We start from the raw sequence: 25,068 nt of genomic DNA, 5'->3' as shown, positions 1-25,068 counted from the left end.
TTGGAAAAGCAAACCCTAGTGCCTGTTAACGTGCCCTCTCTTAGTCAGAAGCCATTGTTTTGAGGCCGCTTTATTACGCCAGTTAAGAAACCGAGCAAGGATTTCTTTGTTTTGCGTTAATTGTGGTACTAACTGCTCCCATAAGTCGATATGTCGTTGCTGGCTATGCTTTTCTCTTTTAATGCGGCTAACCTCCCTTTTTGCGTCGGAGGTTTGATCAATTAAGGGCTTTGGCTTTTGTCTGCATTTTTCTTTCAAGTAAAGATAAAAGTCTTCGATAAAGTCAAAATCAAAGGTGTTATACCTGCCATCAAAGAGTATTGCTACTGACTGTTTGATGTTGGGGTCAATAATTATTTGATAAGTGGTAAATGAAATTGTTTTTTTATACAGGCGCTTCTTGGTTCCACTTGCACCTCTACGTTTATATGCTTTTGCATTCCGCCATAATTTGAATTTCCGCCAGTTTGCGGTCATGTCTTTTGCTGAGATATAACACTCAGTCCATGCCTCAAAATATTCATCATCACCGACTAGCCCTTCCTTTGTGTCTTTGAGTACTTTTTGTGCCAGCTTGATAAAGTCTTTGGCAGTCTCTAGTTCATCTACACATTTGTGTTTATGTTTTTTTAGGTAAGTACAGAACTCCCTCATAAGCTCTAGTGATAGGATCTTTCTGCGTTTATCACGCCACCTGAGCTGGTATTCGGTTTGGTTACGTTTGAATAAGTCAAATTCATCGGTTTCAAAACAGGTGAATCCATGCGATTTGACTTCCCTCCAAGTACCCATATCAGTTATATCCTTGTATTTTTGAATAAAAAGAGATGGTTGATAGTTATCTTTTTGATTTATATATCTAAATATTTTTGCTTCTTATTTTTAATTGTAAATATAGCACCCAGCCATAGAAAAACATAGTACAAGTTGCTCTATGCGCTGTTGGGAGCATGATTGACGGTAAATGCACTGAAAATAACGGTTTTAAAGCTTTGGTAAAGTATCAACTATCTTAAATAAGTCTTAAAAAGAGGAAGATAGATGAATGAGCTAATTATTCGAATTGAATCTGTAAATCCAGTTTGTACCGAGCAATCAACGATACAGTATAGAGAACGATGGCATAAACTTTTCAGTAAACGCGAGAAGTCAATAATCACAGATCCAAGAGACATTATGAGTTTTCTTAGCTGGGCTGTGATGAAACTACCTAAGCTAAGTAGAACTTCACGGTTTAACGTTAACAGACTCTTCCACAGTGGCGTTTTGGACAGCTCTTCAGAATATTTCAGAGTAATTAAAAGTATTGAAGTAATTCCACATTTATTAGTTTATAGCGGTGGCGATAGGGGCTCTATAGTGGCTTTCGAATATCAAACTGATTTTAATGATGAAGGTCAGCTCTTTTATTCCAACCTTAACTGCTTATTAATTTCATTATTTTCTGCTTTTGATGATGGGATGACAGCCAGTGAATATTACTCAAGTGGTTTTAATTTTGAAGTTGAGATCCGAAATGGAGGCTGTCTGTATTCAGAAGTCTCATTCGAAACCTAAGGTCCAAAATCGAGGTATACGTATTACTTCAAATGACCATATCAAAATATCTGACTTAGATTTTAGGAGAGAGTAATGAGTCTAATTGTTGTTCCTACTCGTCGTAGGAAGTTAAATAACAGAGGGTGGTTTGTAGTTTTTAGGGGGTTTCAACCTGGTATTTATCGCTCTTACTTAGAGGCAAAAAAAAGTATCGAAGGCTACAGGAACCCAAAAATCAAGATGTATAAATCATATAAAAGTGCAAAAGACGCTTTCAACAAGTACTGTGCAATTAGGGATGTTAAGGGAGAAAAATCTTCCGATTATGAGTGGTCATATAATGTCCCATACAGGCGCAAAGATTAGCTGCAATTTACTTCCTGATTTCCTGCTAACGCTTTGTAAACCGTTGCCCTAGCACAGCCTAGGGTTTTTGCTATCTGCATTTTATTCATGCCTTCAGAGTGCATCTGTCTGATGCGCTCGTGCAGTTCCATGTTGATGCCCTTACCTTTGTACTTACCATTAGCTTTAGCAATAGCTATTCCTTCACGCTGGCGCTCAAGTATCATAGACCGCTCGAATTCGTAGATTGCGCCCAATAGTGTCAGCATCAATTCTTGAGTTGGGTTTTTGGTGCCTGCAAAATCAAGGTGTTCCTTATAGAACTTCAGACTAATACCTTGCTCGGTGAATAGACGGACTAACCGAAGAAGGTCTTCGGTATTACGTGCCATGCGGCTTATGTCATGGCAGTGAACTACATCTCCCTCTCGAGCATATTCAATTAACTGCTTGAGGGCTGGTCTGTTAGTATCTTTACCGCTGCACTTATCAACGAAGGTCTTATCAAGTTTAACGTCGCTTAATTGGCGAGCTGTGTTCTGATCAACTGAGCTAACGCGAATGTATCCGATTTGTTTAGTCATAGTGAGTGTGCCCGTTTTAAGTCTAAGACTATGATCTTAAATGGCTACTTTAGAATTTTGAAGGGCTTAAACAGACGGTCTTAGGCGAGAAACTGAACGGCTATTATGAGTGTACTTAAAATGAACATTCTGAAACTCATTTACATAACCTTTTAAGGTGATGAAAATTAAAACTCTATTCAAAATAGCGGGTTATGAATTCTTTAACCTGCTTGTTGTTGGTGGTACTATCAAGAAATGATTTGAGATACATCCAGAAGACACCTTTATTAGTGCAGAGGATGCAAAATTGGATATGGAGTTAAAACATGAGCAAATATGAATGGCTCGAAAGGAAAGTTTTAAGATCAGTTGACCAGTTACGTCTGTGGCCAGATAACCCTCGATTATCACCAGAAGAAAAGCACGTCAGCGTACAAGATTTTGTTTCAGACCTAATTAGCGATAATGGTGAAAAGGATGACTTCTTTAAACTAGTTGATTCTATTGCTTCTGATGGCTTCATACCAGCCGACCCTGTTGTGGTTTGGCAAAGTGATAACAATGATAAGTACTATGTTGCAGAGGGCAATAGAAGAGTTTTAGCTTTAAAGTTACTTCGTTCGCCTGATAAAGCGCCCCGCTCAATAAGAAGCTATATACGTAGAAAAGCCGAATTGATAGACCGTGATACTATCGAAAAAATTCGAGTATGCGTGGCTCCTTCTTTAGATGATTGTGAGTGGTACATAAATCAAAGGCATGCTGTAAGTACTCAACAAAGATCTTGGTCTAGACTTCAACAGCAAAGGTGGATTGCTGGTTTGTATGATAAATACGAAGGTGATATTACCAAAGTCTCTTCAGTTACTAAGCTAAATAAAGGACAGCTGGAATATACGCTTAGGATTTTGAATGTTCGAGATCTAGCTCTTAACCCTATAGTTATGGCAATACTGAATGAAGAAGAAAGAGAAAAAGTTACTTCTCACCGAATACCTATGACGATACTAGAGCGATGGTTCTTTAACCCTAAGGTAAAAGAGAGTTGGGGAATAGAGTTTGATGGGACTGACATTAAGATTATGTCTAATCAAAAAAGCTTCTTCATGGCCTATGCGCAGTGGTTAAAAAATGTATTTAGTCGAGGTGAGCCAAATGTAGATATAAAAATAGATACTCGAACAATTACCGCAGAGCTTGAAGAGTTACTTGAAAAACTGCCTACAGTTTCATTTGAGGTTGATGATGAGGATGATACGCCTATAATTTCACTAAACAATACAGATAAAGATGCTTCCACCAGTACTGAAGATGAGAAGCCAGCTGTTAGTGATGAAGACTCCTCAATAAAGAGGCCTTTGAATAAAAACCCTGATAGAAATCAGCTTGTAGTTGAAACATGTGTACTCAGCACATCTAATTACAAACTCGACGCATTGTTTCGAGAGTTTAAGAAGTTACCAATCTATAAATATAAAAACACAACGGCTGCGTCTCTAAGAGTATTTCTTGATTTAGCTGTAGCTGAGTATATTAACTCAATAGGGGCAAAAGAAGAATTATGTACAATTTACAAAGGTCGACCCTATCAAGAGATTACGCTGAAGCACAGACTAGAGTTTATGAAGAAAGAGAAGCTCACAAAAAAAACTCCCGCTTATAAGGTGGTAGAAAAACTGCTAAACTCTAGTAATGAACATAGTCTTGATACACTTAATAACTATATTCATGGTACGGACCAACAGCACACGAACAAACGGTTTCTAAACGGCTTTTGGGACTTTCTGTTCCCACTTTTTGAAGAGATTATAGGAATGACAGCAAAATAATGGCGAGGTCTTATTCACCATTGCGTTACCCTGGAGGTAAATCCAAGCTTACCGCATATGTACTAGAAACAATAAAAGTGAACTCCCTAGAAGGTGGTACATACGTTGAACCATTTGCTGGTGGAGCTGCGATTGCTTGGTATCTATTGCTTGAAAACCATGTTGAACGGGTTTACATCAATGATCTAAACCCTTCCATCTATGCCTTTTGGCACTGCGTTTTAAATGAAACTGATTTATTGTGCTCATTGATTGATGGTGCTCAAGTTGATATTGAGGAATGGCACAAGCAGAAGAAAATACAAGAATCTTCATCAGCTAGTCTTATCGAAAGGGGGTTCTCTACATTCTTTCTAAATCGAACCAATCGTTCAGGTATCATTAGAGCAGGAGTTATTGGCGGGTTAAATCAAGACGGTAATTATAAAATTGACTGCCGTTTCAATAAAGCTAGGCTTATTAAACAAATTCAGAACATAGCGTCTCGGCGCAATGATATTCGTTTAACGAATCTTGACGCTGCAGAGTTTGTTGATGAGGTGTTACCGCAGGTTGAACAGCGTTGTTTAGTCAACTTGGACCCACCCTATTATGTAAAGGGTAAAGGGTTATATCAAAACTTTTTTGTCCACGATGATCATTATCGTCTCTACGAGAGCGTTAAGAGAATTAAGCAACCATGGATTGTGACGTATGATGATACACCAGAGATAAATGACATTTACAGTGAGTTTAGTCCACAGCCATTTGGTCTTACTTATACCGCACAAGAGAAAAGAAAAGGGACTGAGGTCATCATCCATAAACCCGATTTGAAGCTATGTGGCTATAAACCTGATATTTCATTTAATGAGTTAAAGAAGCTCCAGAAAGGTCAGTACAAACAGTCTAATCCTGCACTTTAGGCTTTCTAGAGTCACTTTTTCAGTTGTCTTACAGGCTGTCTCAGAAGTTTTAGTAACCGCTTGATCTTTCAAGCGGTTTTCTAAAACCCCTACATTTCAGAATCGTGATATACCAAACTGGTACACGGTTGCACTAAATTTCAGTTTTCAGATTTCAAGCCTTCAATAAAATCAGATAGTTACAGTTCTGTTCAGTTGTCTTATAGGCTGACTCACCTCATTCAAATTCACCGCTGGCATCGCCAAGCGGTGATTTTCCTTTAATTGGTATATCAAAGAGAATATTGATCGCCAGTCCGCCGCTTTCATTATGAGTGAATTGGCAATTGCCATTCAGCAGTGACACCCGTTCACGGATACCGTCCATACCAAAGCCACTGTTGCTGGCGCACTGTTTGGGCTCATTAAGGCCGATACCATTGTCATTTATTGTGAGTGCTAATACCTCGTTCTCATAAACGATATCAACGCTAAGTTTAGTTGCCAGCGAGTGCTTAACAGCATTGGTGGACGCTTCTTGGCAAATGCGGTAAATGGCAATTTGGTATTCGTCGCTGAGGTCATCGATGGGCCCGGCAATCTGGCATTGATAAGCGATTCCAGCTTCGGCTAAGTGTTCAGAAAACAATTCACTTTGCAGGGCTGCCTTTAGCCCAAGCTCATCTAGCAATCTTGGTCTCAGCCAGTGCATCAGTCTATACACTGAGTCGTACATGCTACTTGAAACGTTTTCGAGCCGTAATATGGTATGGCTTAGTTCGTCGTGATGTTTGGTTTTCTTTGCTAATACGGCGATATTGGTTTTTAACGCGGTGAGGTTTTGGCCTATGTCATCGTGCAATTCTTGCGATAGCTGGCTGCGCTCAGATTCTTGTACATTGACCACCTTAGTCGCGAGGTTTTGCGTTAACGTACTGAGTGTAACAAGCTCCTGGTTTTGCCTCAAAAGTTCGCTTTTCGAGTGGTTTAATTCAGTGATTAAGGCGCTCAATAATAGAGCCAGCACGCTATAACTGATAAGGTAAAGTTGCGTCGTTAGCAGCAGCTCAGTTTGATTCACGGCAAAAACATTTACCATCAGGGTCGCCACTGTAAGTGTGCCATAGCTGAGAGCTCCTAAAGCGCCAAACTGAAAACTGAACCAGAGCAAAGGAAAAATCGCCAACATACGCAGTAAATAAACGGACTTAGGTTCGATTAAAAATGTGCTGTAAAAAGCAAAAAAGCATAAGCTAAGCTGCAAAGCCAATATGATATTTTTACGACTGAAGTAGTGCTTGCGCTGTGCAAACCAGGTTTTAGCAAAAAATGCCAATAACAGTAAAATAAGTGTCGTTAAAATCCCCCCAAGTTGATGTGCTAGCATCATTTCAAAGCGATCTTCCGCTGCAATTAAAGCATATTTATTTTTAGTTCCCTCTGGCAAAACAATTAGCATTGAGCGGATAAAGCGATAGGAAATAGCAATAAAAATAACCGTTACAGCGCTTTTTAAGGTGTTAATATCCAAGCGCACTTTGAATAACTTGGCCAAGATCAGAGGAGTAAGTATCATGTACTCACGTGATGCAGCGCTTAGTAAGCGATAGCCTACATTGTCTAAGGCAACATCATAGTAATACCAAACATAGAATATTTGCCCAAGTGTGAAACCAATAGTGAGCGCAGGCCAATAGCGTAGCGGTAAAAAAATATAACAGATAACCCTAAAACCCACTGGAAAATACCAGCTCACAAAATCTTCATACACCACATAGTTAAAAGACAACAGGTACAGCAAGGTTTCAATGATTGGCGCAACTACCACAATAAGCAGCGACAGTAGTAGAAACTTGATTATCTGAGTGCGGTTCACGGAATTGAGCTTATTACTCAAAAACTGGTAATGAAAGTGACGTAAAACTCCATCCATGAGTATCTTCTGGCCTTTTAGGGTAAGTAAACCTGAGTTGTATCAAACTGCAACTTGGGATTTGGATTACACAGAGTATAGCGTTGTGTGATTTGAATTTCAGCTTTATTGCCAATGAGTTGTAATAAGTGCCCTTTGGCAATATCTGACAAGTTACGTTTATGTTTAACAATAACTTCTCTGCCTAGTGCGCCTTGTAAACGTGGTTTGGGAAAAGCGGTTTTAACCACCGAGTTGATGCGCTCGCAACGGGTGAAATAATCTAAACACTGTTGTTTGGCTTTAAGAATGGCTTCATCGTTGCATTTGATAACATCCACATTTTTTATAAAGTGAACAAACGCGGCATTGCGTGAAGTAAAATTGGTTGCCACATCGGGAAGGCTTCTGGTTTCAGGCCATTTGCGGATCACAACATATCTATTTTTGCCTGTTTTCACTAAGTTGGTTGAGCCTTTAGTCATTTTACTGGTCCACTCAATACGATAGTTAGACTCGCCAATGTGATGAAGTAGAACCGTAATATTATGAAAGCGCTCAGTTTCTCCGGTAATGTTTGGCATAGCTATCTCCTTATGATTTAGAGATAGCTTAGGTTGAATGGTGTCAGTGTTTTATTGCCATTTTTCTTAATGGCATAAGAAAATTTCTTAGCTGTGATGCTCAACGACGAGTTATACTGTTGAAAAACAAGGAGGTGAGATGAATTTTGCGCTGATAGATGACCATCAAATGGTGAGAGAAGGCTTTAAGGCTTTAATTGAAGAAGAGCACCCAGATTGGAACGTAGTACTCGAGCTTGGCAGCGCAGAGGAGCTCCTGAGTTGCTCGCAGGCAACTCAGGTTGATTATTATATCATCGACATTTCTTTGCCAGATAAAAATGGCTTGGAGTTAGCAGCGCTAATTGGTCAGCAATATGCTGATGCAAAGCGCATTATGCTGAGCATGTATGAGGAAAAGTTGTACATAAAAACAGCGCTAGAACTTGGCGTCGATGCCTATTTGTCAAAGCGCGATGCCGCCAATGAACTTATTTATGCAATCCAGTCGGTTGCAGCAGACCGACGTTTTTATAGTCCTGCGATCAGTGATCGCTTGGTAAGTGATGGTACGTCTAACCCCAGTCTCTCATTGTTAACTGCTCGGGAACTTGAGGTGTTTAAGTTACTTGCCCAAGGCCTGAATGCAAAACAAATCTCACAGGTGATTAATGTGATGCCGAAGACCGCGCATGTACATAGAGCGAATGTAATGAGCAAGCTACAGCTGACCTCGCAAATACAAGCCACTAAACTCGCACTTGCTGAGGGGCTACTGCACATTGACGAAATAGGTTAAAGAGGCAGCAAAACGGCTACGGTAAAGCCGTCATCATGTTCGAAGTGGCAATGGCCTCCAAGTGCCGTGACGCGCTCTTCAATAAAGCTTAAACCGTATTTTCCTGACTGCGACGATGTCGTGATAGCGCTGCCGTTGTCGCTGACCTTTAAGGTAATTCCATTGTGCTTAGTCGCTAATGTTAACGTCAATGAGGTGGCATTGCTGTGTTTGATACAATTAGTGAGGGCTTCTTGGCAGATGCGGTAGAGAGCGATTTGATGACTCTCGCTGAGTGTCGCAGTAATAGCCAGTTCACAGTAATAGGAAATACCGGCTTTATTCAAGGTGGTAGCAAATTGACCTTGAGATAGGGCCTTTTCTAACCCCAGCTCGTCGAGCTCACGTGGTCGCAGGTAGTGCATTAAATCGTACACCGACTCGTACATTAAGTCGGCATTACTTTTTAGAGCACTCACTGTCGATTTAACCTGCTCCGTTGAAATGCTGGCCAGCACAGCGAGCTCGGTTTTAAGCGCGGTTAAGTTCTGTCCCAGTTCGTCGTGCAATTCTTGTGATAGGTGCTTGCGTTCATGCTCTTGAATATTAACCATTTTAGCCGCTAGGTTTTGATTTTTATGCAGTAAGGCTTTGAGTTCGAGGTTACTTTGTTTTAGCGCCCAATTCTTTTTTCTCAGCTCCTCGGTTGCGGCCCCAAGGATTAAACTGGTGGTGGCGTTAGCAATAATAAATAGTTGACTAATATACGTATTCTCAGCTGTTTGGGTGACAGCGGCTTCGGCCACAATGAGGCTGTTGGCAACCAGCCCCCCAGTAACGGCACCTCGCACTCCAAATAAATAGGCTAGCCAAATCACGGGGAGTAATGCAGATAAACGTAAAAAAGGATAGATGTCAGGGCGCAGTAGATAGCAAAAGGTAGCCACTGTTGCGAACAACACGAGTGTACATAAAAGTGTGAAGTTACTGGGTTTGGCCTTTTTAGCAGTGTGATTGACATAGTGCGCTGTAGCAATGGCAATCGGAGTCACTAGTAAGGCACCAGTTAAATCGCCTAAGGTCATATTAAGCTGATATTGCAGCAGCTGCTTGGTATCAAGCCCAGTGGTAAACTCAAAAGCACTGGCAAATAAAAACCACTTAAAAGCCGATGCCAGTAAAGCCAGCAGCAGTAACGATATGACGTTTTGAGTACGACGAATGTGCGGTGGCCAGCGGCTATGTTTAAAACAAAACACCAAAGCATAAAAAAACAGCTCTAACCAAAAAGCATGAAATAGCTCAAAGTGCCAAACGCCAGTATAAAAAGTCCCTAAGTAAGCGGCATAAAGCCGTGAAGTAACCCACAATATCAGCCAAAACCGCGTTGGCAGTGTTAATACAAAGGCGAGTTTTACTCCGGCTGGCAGGTAAATAGCGCTACTTTGTGCCACGGTCTCTAATAGGTTACTGAGCCATGAGGCTGCGGCAAGTAATGCAAAAAAGCTAACCGCCGCCAATAATTGCTGGCCTAACTGCTGAGTTTTATTTTTTGTAAGGGCAGTGAATGTATTACGCCAGTTCATTCAGCTCCACAGCCCCGAGCTCGATGGCAATTTTTAATAATTCAAAAGAGCCGGTTACTCCAAGCTTGGTGTAAATGTTGGCTTTATGGACGTGCGCCGTTTTAGGCATGATGTCTAACTCTTGGGCGACTTGTTTGGCATTGAGACCTTTGGCAAACAGCGGAAATGCTTGGCGCTCTCGGTTGGTGAGTTGCTGTAACTTATCGATTTTATTACTGTGTTCGTTAAAGCTGACGTCTTTACTAATGTAGCGCTGGCCTTTACTGACCATGGTAACCGCATCAATCATGGCATCCGACGCTGAGCGCTTAGAAACATAGCCCAAGGCCCCTAAGCGCATAGCGTTGCTAACATAAGGGTCGTGATCATACATAGAAGCAATGATCACTTTGATTTTAGGGTAATGCTCGCGCAGGTAGCGTAAAAAGGTTAACCCAGTTTGACCTTCATTGAGTGAAATATCCAAGATAAAAATATCGGGCTGATCTAACTTCACGGCGAGCAGGGCATCGTTTACATCACAGGCTTCTATGGTCACTCGCCAGCCGGGCTGTAACTCGAGTAATTTCTTAAAACTATCGCGCACTAATTGATGGTCTTCCAGTATACCAATTTCCATAACCCCTCCTTTTTATGTTGCCATTATACCGCGAAATGAAACGGTTCGGGTTAGGAATTATTCCTATATATCATTATTTTCAGCACTGCAGAGCAGAGTAAAGGGGTGGTAACAAGCGGGCTTTTTGATTTAGCACAGGTTTAAAAGCATTTTTCCGGCTAAGCTGAAATAACAGAGTAAAGAAATCGCGTTATCGCGGGCTTGAAGGAGAAGTAATGGCAACGATTACATTTCATGGCGCAGCACAAGAGGTGACCGGGTCGTGTCACCTAGTGCGCTCACCAGAGCTTGGGGATGTGCTATTAGACTGTGGTATGCATCAAGGCATGCGTGCCAAGCATTTAATTTCTCGTGAGCAGTTTTCTTTTAATCCCACCAGTATCGATAGGGTGATTTTATCCCATGCGCATTTAGATCATTCCGGTCGGTTATCCTGTTTAGTTCATGAGGGCTTTACTGGGCCAATACATTGTACCCCAGCAACGGCGCAGCTGCTTCCCATTATGCTGTTTGATGCATTGAGCTTATACGAAAATGACTTACGCAGAGAAAACCGTAAGCGAGCGCGCAAGGGCAAGCCGGAAATCGCACCGCAATACAGTAAAGACGATGTCTTACAGGTATTAGCCTCCCTGAAACCACAGCCCTATGAGCAACCTATTGCCATTACTGAGCATGCGACACTGCGTTTTCACGATGCTGGCCATATTCTGGGCTCGGCAATCACTGAACTGACATTCCAAGATGGTGAGCAACAAAAGACATTGGTGTTTTCTGGCGATCTTGGCAATACCGATACCCTACTTATGAACGATCCTGCACGTTTGAGTGAGGCAGACATTGTGCTGGTGGAGGGCACCTATGGCGATCGCGAGCATCGCTCTTTAGGTGACACTCAAAGCCAACTAAGAGATATTCTTAGTGAGGCTTTTTCCCGTGGCGGCAACGTGATGATCCCAGCCTTTGCTGTGGGGCGCACCCAAGAGCTGTTGCTGTATTTGGGCTTATTGCAACACGCTGGTGAGTTAGATAATTGGCAAATCTTTCTCGATAGCCCCATGGCCATCGAAGTCACCAAAGTATACGACCAGTGGTTACCAACCCTTGACTGCGAAGGAGTAAAAAAACTTTGCACTGGGGAGCAAACCTTACTAAAGGATTTTCTCTCCACCTTGCACCTGATGGTGGATGCCGAAGATTCAATGGCCATCAATAAAATCAGTAAGGGCGCACTCATTATCGCAGGCAGTGGCATGTGTACCGGAGGCCGCATTACCCACCACTTTAAGCACCGTATTTGGGATAGTCGCAATACCATTATTTTTGTCGGCTATCAGGCCAATGGCACCTTAGGGCGAATATTGGTAGATGGTACTCAACACATTAAATTGTTTGGCGAAGACATTATTGTCAAAGCCAATATTGAAACCCTAAATGGTTTTTCTGCTCATGCTGGACAGCGCGCATTGGTTGATTGGGTAGGCCATTTTAGTACCTCACCTAAAGTGGTATTGGTGCATGGGGAACCCGATGCCTTAACGGGCTTTTCAAAGCAGTTAAAACAGCAGCATGATATTACCGCAGACATTCCCGTATTGGGTGAGACGATAGAATTTTAATAAAAAACGGCACCGTTGCGGTGCCGTTTAGGGGAAATTTTTAAGTAATGAAGCCTACTGCGGCAATGGTGCGCCAGTAGTCCACGGGCTACCAGCCTCACTCATGGCTTGTTGCAGCGCAGGTATGGTCTGACGCTGCAGGGTATGCAGACGTTGACTTACTTCATTGAGGCCTTCTAAGGCGTAACCGAGTTAATGTCTCTGCACTTATATTTCACGTTGTCAAAAGCACTACTTTTTCTCGATTCTCACCAATCAAGCATACTTACAGCCAATTGTGTACATTTTATTTTTATTTAACGTCATGAAAATTAATGCTTTTTAATTTTGGCATAACACTTGATACTAAGAACCCACCTCTTAGTATCAATGAACAATGGAATTATCATGTACAAGAACAATAAAGCCCTATTATCTGCTGTGGCGTGGTTAGGCACCGCGCTATTTTCAACCCTCTTCTCGCTGGTGGTAAAAGCTCAACCGGTTGATAAGCTTATTAAGACGCTGATGAAAGAGAGTCAAAACACTTGCCTGCAGCTTACAAAAAGCACAGGCAAGCGTACGCAATACCCTGACTCTCAAGAACATAACAACCAGCGATGATAGGCGTGATGTTGAATATCACCTATCACCCATCAATTGCTTGCTGCCTCAATCATTGCTGTAGTTAGTTATGAGTTGCTAGCTTAGCCACCTAAATGGAAAGTTTGAGCACATCCACAGACATTATAGTTATTAGTAACTCTAATGTAGGACTCTTTAAGTAAGCTCCAAACAAGGCATTTTTCTAATTCTTAGTATAGAGGCCGCCTCTTTCCTTTTGTGCTGAATATTCTGCTTTCATTGTGTATAATCTTGCCCTCGCTTTTCTCGCGAACTATAAAACTTATAGCGCAACTCGTCAGAGTTAAGTTTCGATTTTTCGGTGCTATGAACAGTCAGCCTTTGTCCCCATAAGTTATTGTTCTGTCCTACCCCACGAGGGTGACTATAGGGGGACCGGATGGTGAAATTGGCTGCAATTCAAGGCGTTCCAAAGCAATAGAGGTACTATGCAAAATTCAGTGAAATCAGGCTTTAAGCCAGTAAATATAAGCGATTCAGGCTTTCGCCGCTTTAGTGTAGCACCGATGTTGGATTGGACGGATCGCCACTGTCGCACTTTCCATCGTAAGCTCACCAAGCATGCGGTGCTGTACACCGAAATGATCACCACCGGGGCGATTATTTTTGGTAAGGGTGATTACCTTGCTTTTGGTGAGCATGAACTGCCGGTGGCATTGCAGCTCGGGGGCTCTGATCCAAAAGCGTTGGCTGAATGTGCTAAACGGGCCGGTGAGTATGGCTACAGTGAAGTGAACCTGAATGTGGGTTGCCCGTCAGATCGGGTGCAAAATGGTCGCTTTGGTGCGTGCTTAATGGCTGAGCCACAGCTGGTGGCAGAGTGTGTGGCGGCGATGAAAGCCGAGGTGGATATTCCGGTAACGGTAAAAACCCGTATTGGCATCGATGAACAGGATTCTTATGAGTTTTTAACCGCATTAATTGAAGCGTCGCGCACTGTGGGCTGTGATGACTTTATTATTCACGCGCGCAAAGCTTGGTTGCAAGGCTTAAGTCCAAAAGAAAACCGTGAGGTGCCGCCGCTGGATTACCCTCGTGTGTATCAACTGAAAAAAGATTACCCAGACTTGCATATCAGCATTAATGGTGGTGTAAAAACCATTGCGGAGTGCCAGCACCATCTGGAGCATTTGGATGGCGTGATGATTGGCCGCGAAGCCTACAGTAATCCATTTTTATTGTCTCAGGTTGATGAAGCCTTGTATGGTGAGCCAGCCTTTAGCCAAACTCGCCATCAGGTCGTGAGAAGCATGTACGACTACTTTGAAGCGCAAATGTCACAGGGCGCTAATTTTTGGCATATTGCCCGTCATATGTTGGGTATTTTCCAAAACCAACCTGGCGCGAGAGGCTTCCGTCGTCATCTATCGGAAAATGGCCATAAGAAAGGCGCAGGCATCGAGGTAATGGAAAAAGCCCTGACCTTTGTGCCGGAACAATAATTAGAGTGTGAAAAAGACGATTTAATCGTCTTTTTCACTATTTATCCTTTCCTTTTTCTCTGCTCTTTCTTATAGAAGTCCTTTAACTCATTGAATAATTGAGTAAATTAATTTTGGCATGGCTCTTGGAATGTATTCATTACATTATAAAAGGAGCCGACTATGACACTCATCAACAGAATCGAAGATCTTATTAAAGCAGAATTCAATGCATTGCTAGACAAGGCTGAAGATCCACAAAAAATGGCAACACAACTGGTACGTGATTTAGAAGAAGCACTTTCTGATTGTCGCGGTACCGCTGCTGAATTGATTTGTCAGCAAAAAGTGTTGCAGCGCCAAATCGACCAAGCACACCAAACAGCTACCTCGTGGCAAAGTAAAGCGGAACATGCGCTTGAAAAAGGCCGTGAAGACTTAGCGCGCTCTGCGCTTGAGCAAAAGCAACAAGCATTGCAAAAAGCCACAGTAGCACAGCAGCAAATCGATGAATTAGCGCCTTCATTGGAAAAGCTACGCGCGGATGCCGATAAGCTACAAAGCAAAATTCAGCAGCTACGCGCCAAAGAAAAGGCGATGTTGCGTCGCGAAGCCACTGGTCAAGCACGATTAAACATTAAGCAAACCCTTAACAGTGATGCCGTACAGTCGGCCACGCATAAGTTTGAACAACTAGAGCAGAAAGTAGCGCGTTTAGAGTCCGAAGTGGAAGCGTATGACTTAGGGCAACCTGATGTGTGGCAACGCTTTGAAGATGAGCAGAAGCAACAACAGGTAGAAGACGAGTTAGCGCAGTTGAAGCAAAAAATGGCCAGCTAACTTTTATTACACCCAACTGACTTTTCCGCAACGGATATTCCACAAGGGGATAAAGATGAACAGCAAATATCAATCGACCATGTCACACATGAACAGTAGCAAGAAAATTGGTGGCGTATGCGCACAATTGGCACGCCGTTTTGATTTACCAATATGGTTAACACGGCTACTCACCGTATTGTTATTTTTTAAATTTCCAATGCTGGTGGTATTGGCGTACGGCGTCGCTTGGTTTGCGATGCCAAAAGTGGCACATCATGGCTAACCAGTGTGCCTAGGAGTAAGTGATGAAAACCATTGCCAGTCTATTTTTTGCCGCATTATTGCTGTTAGCCTTATCTTGGGTCTCTTACCCACTTATGTGGTTGGATGTGGGTCGCTTTGACTTCCTTTTGGAGGGGAACTTAGGTTGGGTTGGTTTTGAAATCTTAACGCTATTATTTGCGCTGGTGGCCGTGCTGGTAATGGCAGCCTTGGTAAGTGTTGGAGTCATTGGGTTATTGTTTGTTGTGCTCATTGGGCTAGTAATGGCACTGCTACTCAACTCCCTCTTGGCCTTGCTGCCATTCATTGCCCTCGCCTTAGTGGTGTGGTTGGTGATTGACAAACCAACTCGGCAAACGACATGAGCGTGTAGGGAGAGAAAAAACACCCTATTTGGGGATCTGTGATATAGTTATTAGCATCGCAAATCCCAAGGAAAGCCAGAATGAAAGCAAGTGTAATCAACCCCTTATTTTTTGTAGCCGCCGCATTTATTGGCTTTAGCAGCGCGGCACATCAGGGCCATGAGCATGAACATCAGCAGCACCAATCACAGTCTTTGAACGTACACAGTGCAACGGTACGTGCTTTTTTACCTGCTGCGCCTTCTACAGCGGGGTATTTAGTGATTGAAAATACCACAAGCAGCGACAAAGTGTTGGTGAAAGCCACACTCGAAGGAGTCAAGCGGGTTGAAATTCACGAGCATGTACACAAAGAAGACATGATGAGGATGCAACGTGTTGAGCAGCTTACCCTTCCAGCTGGTGAAACGGTAACGTTTCAACCTGGCGGCTATCACTTGATGATTTTTGAACCTCAAGAGCCACTAAAAGTCGGTGAGTCTCGCAAGCTTACGCTATATTTTGCTGATGGCGATAGAATTTACACCATGGCAGAAGTTGTGGCCTTAGGGGACATGTTTGGTGACAAAAGCAAGCAGCAGCCAGCACATCACTCGCATCACGAATAACTGCTTACAGTGAGGTTTTAAATGGGAAATCATACGGGAAAAATTATCTCAGGCATTTTAGCCATCGTTATCTTAGGATATGCAATTGCCGTGTATTGGAGCATGGAGCCAGAGCAATTTGATGTGGTGGCGGCCGCGCAAGAAGATGCCAGAGCCAGCGGTAACAGCATGGTGACGGGTTATGTCACAACGCATACCTTAATCGCAGTGACAGACACATTATTGAATAAGCCGGGCGGGTATTTATCTAATGACATGATGCCTCCGAGCGTTATGATGGACAACATGCCGGCTTGGGAATTTGGCGCACTGGAAATGACCCGCGACTTGGCGCTGTCGATGCGTAAAGATTTCAGCCGTTCACAGTCGCAGTCTACCGAACACCCCAGTCTTAAAATGGCGCAGCCGCAGTTTAACATTAGCTCTACTGCTTGGATGTGGCCCAGTGCCGAGGGCGAGTACGAAAAAGGCAAAGAACACTTACGCTCCTACCTGATGCAAATTGCCGACAACAGCAATCGCGATAGCCAGTTTTATGCCCGCGCAGATAACCTCAGAGCCTGGCTTAAAGAAGCTGAGAAGCGTCTGGGCAGTTTAAGTCAGCGGTTAAGTGCCAGTGTTGGCCAAGACCGACTTGATACCAATCTAGCAGGCGATAGTGCCGCTGAAAAGGCGACCAAAACACCCAATCATAATATGGTGAAAACCTCGTGGTGGCAGATTGATGATGTATTTTATGAATCACGTGGTGCAACTTGGGCGTTGCTGCATTATTTAAAAGCCGTGGAGCATGACTTTAAACCAGTATTAGAGAAAAAGAATGCTCTGGTAAGCCTTCAGCAAATCATCAGAGAGCTCGAAGCCACTCAAGAAACGGTTTGGAGCCCAATGGTGCTCAACGGCAGTGGCTTTGGTTTAGTTGCCAACCACTCGCTAGTGATGGCAAATTATATTTCTCGAGCCAATGCGGCTTTAATTGAACTTAGTGAACTCTTAGCGCAAGGATAATATCATGAAAAAACACTTCTTAGCTGCGGCATTGTCACTGGCGTGTATCGCCCCTGCTGCGCAAGCGGATACAGTACTTGGCCTCTATGTCGGCGCAGAAGGGTGGGATACCGAAAGTGAAGGTAGCTTCTCGGAAAAAGGCAGTATGCAAAACTTCAATTTTGAAGATGATACCTTTAGCAGTGTGTATGCCGCACTAGAGCATCCAGTCCCCCTAGTGCCAAACGTGAAGTTAAGATACACCGAGTTGGAACTAAATGGACAAACGTTATTAACCGAGTCATTTGACTTTGGCGGCGAGGTATACACTGTTGGCACTACCGCGACAACCAATGCCGATTTAACGCACATGGATTACACCTTGTACTACGAGCTGTTCGATAACGACTTACTGACGTTTGATTTTGGTTTGAACTTCAAGCAATTTGATGGTTCTATCATGGTAACTGGGACCAGCAATGGCGCAACTCGTGCAGAAACTGTGGACTTTTCTGGCTTTGTACCACTGGGCTATGTGCGCGGTGAAGTAGGTTTACCGTTAACTGGGTTAAGTGTCTTTGCTGAGGGTAGCATGCTGGCCATTGATGACAGCAAGATCCAAGACTACCAAGTCGGTATTGCTTACGAGTTCATTGATAATATGGCAATTGATGTCGCAGTGAAAGCAGGTTACCGTTCAATGGTGCTTGAGCTCGATGACATTGATGACATTAACACCGATTTAGATGTCTCCGGTCCGTTCGCTGGCGTTCAGGTGCATTTCTAAACCCTATATTCTAATGCGCTGTTAGGGCCTTGTCCTTGCAGCGTTTCTTCTTTACTATCTGTCGCTCCAATCAATACTAAATTCCGCTTCAAATGCTTTATCAATCAGTTGTTTGTAGTTTTTGTTAATTGGACTTTGTAATAGCTTCTTGAGCTCATCCCCGGTTTGCGTCAGCTTGTAATAACTAAACACCAAGTCATTAGACTTAGCCGTTAAGGTGATTTTTTTGCGCTGAAACACCAGCTCCATAGTTTGGCCTTTTTGCAGCGATGCAGATTCTATTTCTTGGCGATATAGAATATTAATATCCATTAAGGTGAGGATATTAGGAAAACTTAACCCCGCTTGGCTGAGGTTAATTGACTCGGTACTGCCTTTGCGAATGAGGTCCAAAATAGAGGGCTTTTTATAATAGCCATGTAAAATTAAATAACTGTCTTCCCGCTCAAGATAGCCACACAGTGGCGCACACTTTTGCAGCGCGTTGGCTTCTCGCTGGGTCATCAATTTCAGTGTTTGTAAGCTTTTTATTGAAAAAGTCCCTGGAGTAATACTTTCTCCCACTAGAATTTTTGCCCAAAGCTTTTGCATGGCATGATTAGTAATGTCTTCAGCCAATGTAATAAAGTGCTCTAACCAGTCTGGATCTGGGCGACCACGTGCGGTCACTTCGGGGCATAAAGTCAGGGCACTGCCCATAATGGCTTCAAGGTTTTTTTGGCGCTGAATTTTATTTAATTGCTGGCGCTTTAATGCCCGTTTCAACACCCCATGTTCGGTTTTTACCGCATACTGATTGTCTTTATTTTTTGCTTGCTGATAGCGCTCATCTTGCGACATTAAAGGGGTTGCGCGCTTTATCATGGGGTAGCCGAGCTTTTCTTCGATGGAAAGCGCTAATGCCGACTTTACTTGTGCGTTTTTAACCGTCATGGCTTGCTTGCATCTTATATTGAGAGTTCATGTGGTTGAGTGCTGAACTGCTGAGTTGCTGTAAATACCTTTGCATAAACAAGGCGGCAAAGCTGCCAATAAATGGGATGTTAACCCTGCCATTAATCTCTACTTTTAACTGTTTGGCATTGCCCTGCTGGCTTTGCATTAAGTTAATGGTTGCCATGTGCTCATCGCTAATATGCAGTGACAGCTTTAACTGCTCTTCACTGACACTGTAGACCGTGATTTCAGCTTCACCCCAAGGATGCACAATAATGGCTGAGCTGCCTATTGCTTGTTGTTTTGGTATCAAGGTGAAATATATAGCTTCGGGTTTTTGCCAATTAAACAGCTGCGGCCAGTGAGAGAGCACCAAAGGCGTTAATGCATTATTGTGCGTAGTGAGTTTGGTCTGTGTTTCCACTTGGTATTGGTGGGGCATGGCGAGACCAGCAATTACTATAACAAAAGCGATTGCTACCACTAACTTTAGCGGGGCTGATAAACGTTTAATGGCTTTTCCTCTTCACTAAAAAGTATGCTAAATCATCTATATTGTTCTATGCTCGAGTATAATGTTTAATATAAGTTAAGCAATTACAAACATAATAGTAAATTTACCATTTTGGTTGCGATGGTAAACACTGGAGTGAATCAGTGCCTATAATTAAGAAGTAGTGCAGAATTAAAGGGTAGAAGATGGCACCTGAGCAAGATGATTTTTTGTTTGCAGAGCACGAAGACATAACTCAAGAAGAAGAAACGATAAGTGCTTTTTGGGATGTTTTAGTCGTAGATGATGACCCGGAAATTCATTCTGTCACTAAGCTCGCATTATCAAACCTAGAAGTCTGGGGTAGAAAGTTACGCTTTTTTCACGCCTATTCTGGTGCTGAAGCGATAGAGATATTAAAACAGCAAAACGACATCAGCATTCTATTACTGGATGTGGTAATGGAAACCGATGATGCTGGATTAAATGTGGTGCGCCGCGTCCGCGAAGAACTAAAAAACATGGCTGTGCGCATCATTATGCGAACCGGTCAGCCAGGGTATGCCCCTGAAGAAAAGGTGATCCGCGAGTACGACATCAACGATTATAAAATGAAAACCGAGCTGACTCGCAGTAAGCTGGTAACATCCATTTTAACTGCTGCACGCTCTTACCAGCAAATTTGTGAGCTAGAGGCGCAAAGCCGTACTTTAGGGCAAATTTTACAGGCATCCAGGGCCATTCTCGGCCATACCGATATGAGTTCTTTCTCTGCCGCAGTAGTGGCCCAGCTGGCAAAAATCCTTGGCGGTTCTGGTGAAGGGCTGGTCAGTGGCTATCTCGATGACGAAACCCAGCTGCGGGTGTTTGGTGGCAGTGAACAGTACCATGAGTTTTTTGGTCATGGCCTAGAGCAACTCGACAATGGCCGTGTCATTATGCAGGTGCAAAATTGTATCGATTCTGAGCAGCACCAAAGTACCGATCACGACATCACTCTACTACTTGAAAGCAATAAAAATAAGCGCGCGGCACTGTACCTCGAAATAACCGAACCACCCAGTGAGGCACAGCTTAAGTTTGCGGAAATCTTTTTAACCAATGTCAGTGTTGGTCTTGATAACATTAAACTGTTTAATGAGTTGCGGGATGTGGCGTACAAAGACAGCCTAACTAAGCTGCCGAATCGCGCTAACTTTACAGAGCATATCGCCGCTTACTATGGTCAGTCGCAGTCATTATTGTTTGTGCTAATTGATATCGCTCAGTTCTCAGATATTAATAATGGCTTAGGACAAGAAGTCGGCAACCTATTGTTGCTTGGTATCGCGGATAGAATTGCCAACGAATTTCCACAAGCACAGCTAGTTTCTCGGATTGGCGCCGATGTCTTTGGCTTCTTATTACCGGAAGCAGAGTTCGATGAAGATAGCTTAATTGAGAGCATGACCTTACCTTATCAGGTGGGTGAGCATGTGCTTACCATGCACTTTCATATTGGGGTGTGCAGGCAAGAGGACTTTCAACCTCAGGGCATTGAAACCCTGAAGCTCGCTTACATTGCCCTTAACCAAGCAAAGTTATCTTGCATTCCACTGGATTGGTATAGCTCCGATTTAGAAGAAAAAATGGCGTGGAAGTTAGGCCTCATTCGGCAGCTGCGCCAAGACTTTGAGATGAATAAACTCGAGGTTTGGTATCAGCCGCAGTTTGGCATTGAAAACCGCAACATTATTGGCTGCGAGGCGTTATTGCGGTGGCCCTCGGGCAATGGCAAATACATTTCGCCCGCAGTGTTTGTGCCTTTAGCAGAAAATGCTGGATTGATTGTTGAAATAGGGCAGTGGGTGTTAGAGCAGGCATGTCAGCTGCAAGCAAAGCTACAGCAGCAAGGGTTTGGTGATATCAGCGTGGCGGTGAATGTGTCTGTGCCCCAGTTCAAAGTGCCAAACTACGCAAAACAGGTAAAAGAAACCATTACCTCCTACGGCGTGCAGCCACAACACATTGAGCTTGAGGTCACAGAAAGTGTGGTGATGGATGAGGTGAATGCAGTGGTTAGTACCTTAGAGGAACTTCAGGCATTTGGCGTTGAAGTAGCAATCGATGACTTTGGTACTGGTTTTTCATCGCTGAGTTACTTGCAAAAGCTCCCCTTGGCACGATTAAAAATAGATCGTGCATTTATTAAAGACATTCCTGAGACAGATAGCGGCGCCATTGCCGATCTGGTTATTTCGTTAGGCCGTCATCTGGGTTTAAAAACCATTGCCGAAGGCGTGGAGACCGAAGAACAAATGGCGGTGTTACAAAAGCTTGGTTGTGATGAGGTGCAAGGCTTCTTACTCGCCAAGCCCATGCCTGAGCAAGACTTTATGGCGTTTTTAAAAAAGTGTTAGGCTGCAAATAAAAATGGCCACACCCAGCGGTGTGACCATCACTGTTAAGGGTCATTGCGAATTAAAACCGCGCTTCGAACCCAAGGCGCACATAGCGTGGTGTTTGGAACGAATAAGCAGCACCATGATAGGCATTAAATTCGCCTTCACTTTGCTCATAATGTTCATTCAGGGCTACCGCTTCCGTGGTATCTAAAACGTTAAAGACATTTAAGCTAACGCGCATGTCGACATCTTGATAGCTGAAGTTGTAAGCTGCTGATAAATCAACATTAAATGTCCACGGCGTTCTTCCTGCTGTACCACGAGAGTTACGGGTATAGGTTTGCTCGCTCGCATTACACGTGCCATCGCCATTGGTATCTGGGCAAGTGAAGAGGTAGAAAGTATCACCCCAACCACCATTTAGGTTTGGATCATCAGTAGGATAACCTTGACCAAATAAGCTCAGTGGACGGCCGCTCGATAGCGTAGAGTTCCAGCCAATGGTGAGGTTATCCATCGGCTCCCAACTACCAAAGAACTTGAACACATGTCTGCGGTCGTTTGGTTGATAACCAAAGGCGCCATCCATTACAGCGGGGAAGTCAAAGTCTTGTGTAATGCCGGCATCCGCTTGACCAATATCAGATTTTACTGCGCCTTCAAAGTTACCTAGGCTCTTAGACCAAGTATAAGTGAAAGTATAACGCAGATTATCACCACGATAGCTAATCATAGTATCGATGGCGCCGTATTCATTGGTGGCATCCGACAGTCCAATGGTTGACGCTGAGTGAGTAGTAAGTGAACCTGGGTCTGGTATACCATCATTACCGCCTCGAGAGTCCCAGCTCTCGCCATTCCAGTAGTAACCATCTTTATACCAGCTAGAGTCTTCACCCGGGTTTATCATGACACAGGTAGGATAGGCATAACGGCCGCAATAGTCATCTAGTGCAGAGGTGACCTCACGGAAGATACCCTTCACACCAACGGTATACTCATCATTAATGGCATGTTCTACACCTAAAATATACTCGTCTTTGGCAAACGGGTCGGCTTCTTTAGCTTGGAACACGTCCTTTTCTGGGATAACAGGGACACCGCTCACTTGTTGTGAATTCTCTAAGCCACCACTTCCTAATAGGTCTGCTAATGGCTCAAGACCTGTAGGCGCACCGGTAGTGGCATCCACTCCAGAGTATGTGTAGGCCGTGGTAATATCGCTCACCCCAGATGCCGCGCGGAAAATGGTGTTATTGGCAACGGGCAGATAGTAGGTGCCATAAGTACCATACACTTTCGTTTCACCGTCGTTGAACGGGTCCCAAGTAAAGCCTAGGCGCGGCGCGATATCGGTGGTAAAACTAGTAAGTAATTTACCCGTAGTGCCATAACTATCAAACTCATCCACTCGCAGGCCAATGGTCAATAGTAGTGTGTCTGTTGCTTGCCACTTATCCTCGACATAGTAAGCCAATAACTCTGAGTTAAATGAGCCGCCACCATCAAAAATACGGTCTTCAACATAGTTAATTGTGCTACCTGTGTTATTAGTCAAAGCGCCATTATCAGCTTGAAAGTCACCACCAGGTGCTAAGGTTTTATAGTCGTAGCTGTGACCTGCAACGGGCTTAGATATACGAATGGAGTCACGCTCTTGATAATCGACACCGAAGGCGATTTCATGATCGCCAAAATAATACTCTACATCCAGTCGATACTGGGTATTATCATCACTATTGGCTCCGAAACTCCCGCCAGCACCACAGCCTGTAATAGGGTTACTAGTACCGCGAGAGTCCGTCACGCTAGGACAATCTAGGTTGCCCACGACGGTTTCATATTCAGTTTCGATATTACCCATCATGGCTGTAATAACTAGATCTTCTGAGAACACACCGCTGTAGCTTAAGCTTTGTGCTTCACCACCCCGTTTTAGAATGGCTGAGTCATTTTGTGCGCCAACCATGCCTTCGCTGTATTCATAAACAGTGCGATCGACATCTTTACGGTTAGAGTAAGCAAAGTAACTTAGGCGGTGATTCTCAGCAATATCCCAATCTACTTTTGCACCCCAAAAGAGGTTATCGCCACCGGAGCTTTCTTCTGTACGAAATTGATCAACGCCAGAGAATTCGTCACCGCCCCAAGTGTAGGCTTCTTCAGTATCTCTTGGGTTTACAATACCGTAGAAAAAGAGCTTATCCTCAATAATTGGACCGCCTGCAGAAAGTGTTAAATCGGTGAAGCTGTTTTCGTCCATGCTCTCATCACGGAAAATTTGCCCGGCACCATTTCTGCCTCGTGATATATTTCCTTCACTGCGAAGCGCATCCGGTTGGTATTGTAATACCGCGGCAAATTCCCACTCATTGGTACCACTTTTAGTGGTTGAGTTAATCGTACCACCGGTAGCGCGACCAAACTTAGCAGAGTAGCCACCCGTTTTAACTTGGAACTGGTCATAGAATTCAAATGGTACTTCACCACAGCCCAGCCCCTGTCTGGTATTGGTTACTTCAAGACCATTGATATAGCAAGCATTCTCAGCCACTGATGAACCACCGAAAGAAGCGGTATTACCAAATGCCGAGTCGCCTTTGATGGTACCTGGAGCCAGTAACGCTACTGACGTAATATCGCGGTTCACCGGCATCCGATCGATTTCAACATCAGACAATACTAAGCCTGAATCTGCTGTGGTCAAGTCAATAGAAGAAACGCGAGCACCTACAACCTGAATGCGCTCTACTCCCTCGACAGAAGACATATCAAATGCAGTATTAGAGTTAGAACCAATCGAAACAGTGACTTGTTGCTCAGCGACTATGTTGTCGCCTCTTTTTATTTGTACTGTGTAATTACCTGTAGGTAATTGCCTGACTCGAAACTGACCATCTTGACCAACATCCAGGTTACGCGTGAGGCCCGTTGCGGTATTTTTTACTGTGACGGTGTATTGAGCGGTATTTTTACTGTTATCGAGTTGACCAAAGATATTTGTAGCTGATGCGGTAAATGAACTGCCAAGCGATGCCGCTACCAGCATCGAAAGCATTGTTTTTTTGAATGTTTTCACAATTTTTCCCTGTTTCACACAATGTTATTAGCTAATTAAG

Annotated in this window: 24 protein-coding genes; 15 read left to right on the top strand and 9 right to left on the bottom strand. The window is 43.6% G+C overall.

What is annotated here, in order from left to right:
* Positions 1-15: 15 nt before the first annotated feature.
* Positions 16-792 (bottom strand): hypothetical protein, encoded by a 777-nt coding sequence (locus R3P39_RS11740; protein WP_336567671.1) that lies wholly within the window; start codon positions 790-792, stop codon positions 16-18.
* Between the two features lie 249 nt (positions 793-1,041).
* Between R3P39_RS11740 and R3P39_RS11735 the strand changes: the two genes are divergently transcribed.
* Together R3P39_RS11735 and R3P39_RS11730 are read left to right on the top strand one after the other, a co-directional pair.
* Positions 1,042-1,557 carry a hypothetical protein gene (locus R3P39_RS11735; RefSeq protein ID WP_336567669.1) on the top strand — a complete coding sequence of 172 codons (516 nt, stop codon included), beginning with the start codon at positions 1,042-1,044 and terminating at the stop codon, positions 1,555-1,557.
* A gap of 75 nt (positions 1,558-1,632) precedes the next feature.
* Positions 1,633-1,905 carry an RNase H1/viroplasmin domain-containing protein gene (locus R3P39_RS11730; RefSeq protein WP_336567667.1) on the top strand — a complete coding sequence of 91 codons (273 nt, stop codon included), beginning with the start codon at positions 1,633-1,635 and terminating at the stop codon, positions 1,903-1,905.
* Here the strand turns inward: R3P39_RS11730 and R3P39_RS11725 are convergent.
* Complete coding sequence (locus tag R3P39_RS11725) at positions 1,902-2,468, bottom strand: recombinase family protein (RefSeq protein WP_336567665.1); 567 nt, start codon at positions 2,466-2,468, stop codon at positions 1,902-1,904. The genes R3P39_RS11730 and R3P39_RS11725 overlap by 4 nt on opposite strands.
* Positions 2,469-2,776: 308 nt before the next feature.
* Between R3P39_RS11725 and R3P39_RS11720 the strand changes: the two genes are divergently transcribed.
* Both R3P39_RS11720 and R3P39_RS11715 read left to right on the top strand, forming a co-directional pair.
* Entirely contained in the window at positions 2,777-4,279 is a 1,503-nt protein-coding gene (locus tag R3P39_RS11720; protein WP_336567663.1) for a ParB N-terminal domain-containing protein, read from the top strand.
* Positions 4,279-5,184 (top strand): DNA adenine methylase, encoded by a 906-nt coding sequence (locus R3P39_RS11715; RefSeq protein ID WP_336567661.1) that lies wholly within the window; start codon positions 4,279-4,281, stop codon positions 5,182-5,184. The genes R3P39_RS11720 and R3P39_RS11715 overlap by 1 nt, the downstream gene beginning before the upstream one ends.
* Positions 5,185-5,401: 217 nt before the next feature.
* Here R3P39_RS11715 and R3P39_RS11710 read toward each other — a convergent pair whose 3' ends face one another.
* On the bottom strand, positions 5,402-7,096 hold the full coding sequence (locus R3P39_RS11710) for a histidine kinase (protein WP_336567659.1): 1,695 nt from the start codon (positions 7,094-7,096) through the stop codon (positions 5,402-5,404).
* Positions 7,097-7,113: 17 nt separating this feature from the next.
* Complete coding sequence (locus tag R3P39_RS11705) at positions 7,114-7,659, bottom strand: hypothetical protein (RefSeq protein WP_336567658.1); 546 nt, start codon at positions 7,657-7,659, stop codon at positions 7,114-7,116.
* 139 nt (positions 7,660-7,798) lie between these two features.
* Between R3P39_RS11705 and R3P39_RS11700 the strand changes: the two genes are divergently transcribed.
* Positions 7,799-8,437 carry a response regulator transcription factor gene (locus tag R3P39_RS11700; RefSeq protein WP_336567657.1) on the top strand — a complete coding sequence of 213 codons (639 nt, stop codon included), beginning with the start codon at positions 7,799-7,801 and terminating at the stop codon, positions 8,435-8,437.
* Here R3P39_RS11700 and R3P39_RS11695 read toward each other — a convergent pair.
* On the bottom strand, positions 8,434-10,002 hold the full coding sequence (locus tag R3P39_RS11695) for an MASE1 domain-containing protein (protein WP_336567656.1): 1,569 nt from the start codon (positions 10,000-10,002) through the stop codon (positions 8,434-8,436). The genes R3P39_RS11700 and R3P39_RS11695 overlap by 4 nt on opposite strands.
* Positions 9,989-10,621, bottom strand: coding sequence for a response regulator transcription factor (locus R3P39_RS11690; protein ID WP_336567655.1), 633 nt, complete (start codon positions 10,619-10,621; stop codon positions 9,989-9,991). Before R3P39_RS11690 ends, R3P39_RS11695 begins: the two co-directional genes overlap by 14 nt.
* A 215-nt stretch (positions 10,622-10,836) precedes the next feature.
* On the opposite strand from R3P39_RS11690, the gene R3P39_RS11685 reads away from it, so the two are divergent.
* The 9 genes from R3P39_RS11685 to R3P39_RS11645 all read left to right on the top strand — a co-directional run bounded on the left by R3P39_RS11685 (position 10,837) and on the right by R3P39_RS11645 (position 18,136).
* A complete protein-coding gene (locus tag R3P39_RS11685; RefSeq protein ID WP_336567653.1) occupies positions 10,837-12,240 on the top strand; it encodes an MBL fold metallo-hydrolase in 1,404 nt (467 codons plus the stop codon).
* Positions 12,241-12,627: 387 nt separating this feature from the next.
* Entirely contained in the window at positions 12,628-12,843 is a 216-nt protein-coding gene (locus R3P39_RS11680) for a hypothetical protein (protein ID WP_336567652.1), read from the top strand.
* Between the two features lie 449 nt (positions 12,844-13,292).
* Positions 13,293-14,306, top strand: coding sequence for a tRNA dihydrouridine(20/20a) synthase DusA (gene dusA / locus R3P39_RS11675; protein WP_336567651.1), 1,014 nt, complete (start codon positions 13,293-13,295; stop codon positions 14,304-14,306).
* Between the two features lie 162 nt (positions 14,307-14,468).
* On the top strand, positions 14,469-15,125 hold the full coding sequence (locus R3P39_RS11670; RefSeq protein WP_336567650.1) for a PspA/IM30 family protein: 657 nt from the start codon (positions 14,469-14,471) through the stop codon (positions 15,123-15,125).
* Between the two features lie 55 nt (positions 15,126-15,180).
* Positions 15,181-15,390, top strand: coding sequence for a PspC domain-containing protein (locus R3P39_RS11665; RefSeq protein ID WP_336567648.1), 210 nt, complete (start codon positions 15,181-15,183; stop codon positions 15,388-15,390).
* Between the two features lie 22 nt (positions 15,391-15,412).
* Entirely contained in the window at positions 15,413-15,754 is a 342-nt protein-coding gene (locus R3P39_RS11660) for a hypothetical protein (RefSeq protein WP_336567647.1), read from the top strand.
* Positions 15,755-15,834: 80 nt separating this feature from the next.
* A complete protein-coding gene (locus R3P39_RS11655; RefSeq protein ID WP_336567646.1) occupies positions 15,835-16,362 on the top strand; it encodes a copper chaperone PCu(A)C in 528 nt (175 codons plus the stop codon).
* 21 nt (positions 16,363-16,383) lie between these two features.
* Positions 16,384-17,370 (top strand): DUF2333 family protein, encoded by a 987-nt coding sequence (locus R3P39_RS11650; protein WP_336567645.1) that lies wholly within the window; start codon positions 16,384-16,386, stop codon positions 17,368-17,370.
* 4 nt (positions 17,371-17,374) lie between these two features.
* The gene (locus tag R3P39_RS11645) at positions 17,375-18,136 is read left to right on the top strand and encodes a TIGR04219 family outer membrane beta-barrel protein (RefSeq protein ID WP_336567644.1); all 762 of its coding nucleotides are present in this window, start codon (positions 17,375-17,377) and stop codon (positions 18,134-18,136) included.
* Positions 18,137-18,190: 54 nt separating this feature from the next.
* Here R3P39_RS11645 and R3P39_RS11640 read toward each other — a convergent pair whose 3' ends face one another.
* Positions 18,191-19,069 carry a TIGR03899 family protein gene (locus R3P39_RS11640; protein WP_336567643.1) on the bottom strand — a complete coding sequence of 293 codons (879 nt, stop codon included), beginning with the start codon at positions 19,067-19,069 and terminating at the stop codon, positions 18,191-18,193.
* Entirely contained in the window at positions 19,059-19,514 is a 456-nt protein-coding gene (locus tag R3P39_RS11635; RefSeq protein ID WP_336567642.1) for a hypothetical protein, read from the bottom strand. The genes R3P39_RS11640 and R3P39_RS11635 overlap by 11 nt, the downstream gene beginning before the upstream one ends.
* A gap of 257 nt (positions 19,515-19,771) precedes the next feature.
* On the opposite strand from R3P39_RS11635, the gene R3P39_RS11630 reads away from it, so the two are divergent.
* Positions 19,772-21,964, top strand: coding sequence for a GGDEF/EAL domain-containing response regulator (locus tag R3P39_RS11630; RefSeq protein WP_336567641.1), 2,193 nt, complete (start codon positions 19,772-19,774; stop codon positions 21,962-21,964).
* Between the two features lie 61 nt (positions 21,965-22,025).
* Here R3P39_RS11630 and R3P39_RS11625 read toward each other — a convergent pair whose 3' ends face one another.
* On the bottom strand, positions 22,026-25,007 hold the full coding sequence (locus tag R3P39_RS11625; RefSeq protein WP_442962070.1) for a TonB-dependent receptor: 2,982 nt from the start codon (positions 25,005-25,007) through the stop codon (positions 22,026-22,028).
* Positions 25,008-25,068 lie beyond the last annotated feature (61 nt).

This window comes from Pseudoalteromonas sp. UG3-2 (genome assembly GCF_037120705.1).
Classification (GTDB): domain Bacteria; phylum Pseudomonadota; class Gammaproteobacteria; order Enterobacterales; family Alteromonadaceae; genus Pseudoalteromonas.
This window is presented reverse-complemented; position numbering and strand designations above follow the sequence as displayed.

Coding starts and splice junctions, on each gene's coding strand:
- R3P39_RS11640 (WP_336567643.1), bottom strand. CDS start 19,069: ATGACGGTTAAAAACGCACAAGTAAAGTCGGCATTAGCGCTTTCCATC.
- R3P39_RS11705 (WP_336567658.1), bottom strand. CDS start 7,659: ATGCCAAACATTACCGGAGAAACTGAGCGCTTTCATAATATTACGGTT.
- R3P39_RS11700 (WP_336567657.1), top strand. CDS start 7,799: ATGAATTTTGCGCTGATAGATGACCATCAAATGGTGAGAGAAGGCTTT.
- R3P39_RS11680 (WP_336567652.1), top strand. CDS start 12,628: ATGTACAAGAACAATAAAGCCCTATTATCTGCTGTGGCGTGGTTAGGC.
- R3P39_RS11730 (WP_336567667.1), top strand. CDS start 1,633: ATGAGTCTAATTGTTGTTCCTACTCGTCGTAGGAAGTTAAATAACAGA.
- R3P39_RS11725 (WP_336567665.1), bottom strand. CDS start 2,468: ATGACTAAACAAATCGGATACATTCGCGTTAGCTCAGTTGATCAGAAC.
- R3P39_RS11695 (WP_336567656.1), bottom strand. CDS start 10,002: ATGAACTGGCGTAATACATTCACTGCCCTTACAAAAAATAAAACTCAG.
- R3P39_RS11660 (WP_336567647.1), top strand. CDS start 15,413: ATGAAAACCATTGCCAGTCTATTTTTTGCCGCATTATTGCTGTTAGCC.
- R3P39_RS11630 (WP_336567641.1), top strand. CDS start 19,772: ATGGCACCTGAGCAAGATGATTTTTTGTTTGCAGAGCACGAAGACATA.
- R3P39_RS11655 (WP_336567646.1), top strand. CDS start 15,835: ATGAAAGCAAGTGTAATCAACCCCTTATTTTTTGTAGCCGCCGCATTT.
- R3P39_RS11665 (WP_336567648.1), top strand. CDS start 15,181: ATGAACAGCAAATATCAATCGACCATGTCACACATGAACAGTAGCAAG.
- R3P39_RS11715 (WP_336567661.1), top strand. CDS start 4,279: ATGGCGAGGTCTTATTCACCATTGCGTTACCCTGGAGGTAAATCCAAG.
- R3P39_RS11710 (WP_336567659.1), bottom strand. CDS start 7,096: ATGGATGGAGTTTTACGTCACTTTCATTACCAGTTTTTGAGTAATAAG.
- R3P39_RS11635 (WP_336567642.1), bottom strand. CDS start 19,514: ATGCCCCACCAATACCAAGTGGAAACACAGACCAAACTCACTACGCAC.
- R3P39_RS11685 (WP_336567653.1), top strand. CDS start 10,837: ATGGCAACGATTACATTTCATGGCGCAGCACAAGAGGTGACCGGGTCG.
- R3P39_RS11740 (WP_336567671.1), bottom strand. CDS start 792: ATGGGTACTTGGAGGGAAGTCAAATCGCATGGATTCACCTGTTTTGAA.
- R3P39_RS11720 (WP_336567663.1), top strand. CDS start 2,777: ATGAGCAAATATGAATGGCTCGAAAGGAAAGTTTTAAGATCAGTTGAC.
- R3P39_RS11650 (WP_336567645.1), top strand. CDS start 16,384: ATGGGAAATCATACGGGAAAAATTATCTCAGGCATTTTAGCCATCGTT.
- R3P39_RS11690 (WP_336567655.1), bottom strand. CDS start 10,621: ATGGAAATTGGTATACTGGAAGACCATCAATTAGTGCGCGATAGTTTT.
- R3P39_RS11735 (WP_336567669.1), top strand. CDS start 1,042: ATGAATGAGCTAATTATTCGAATTGAATCTGTAAATCCAGTTTGTACC.
- R3P39_RS11625 (WP_442962070.1), bottom strand. CDS start 25,007: ATGCTTTCGATGCTGGTAGCGGCATCGCTTGGCAGTTCATTTACCGCA.
- dusA (WP_336567651.1), top strand. CDS start 13,293: ATGCAAAATTCAGTGAAATCAGGCTTTAAGCCAGTAAATATAAGCGAT.
- R3P39_RS11670 (WP_336567650.1), top strand. CDS start 14,469: ATGACACTCATCAACAGAATCGAAGATCTTATTAAAGCAGAATTCAAT.
- R3P39_RS11645 (WP_336567644.1), top strand. CDS start 17,375: ATGAAAAAACACTTCTTAGCTGCGGCATTGTCACTGGCGTGTATCGCC.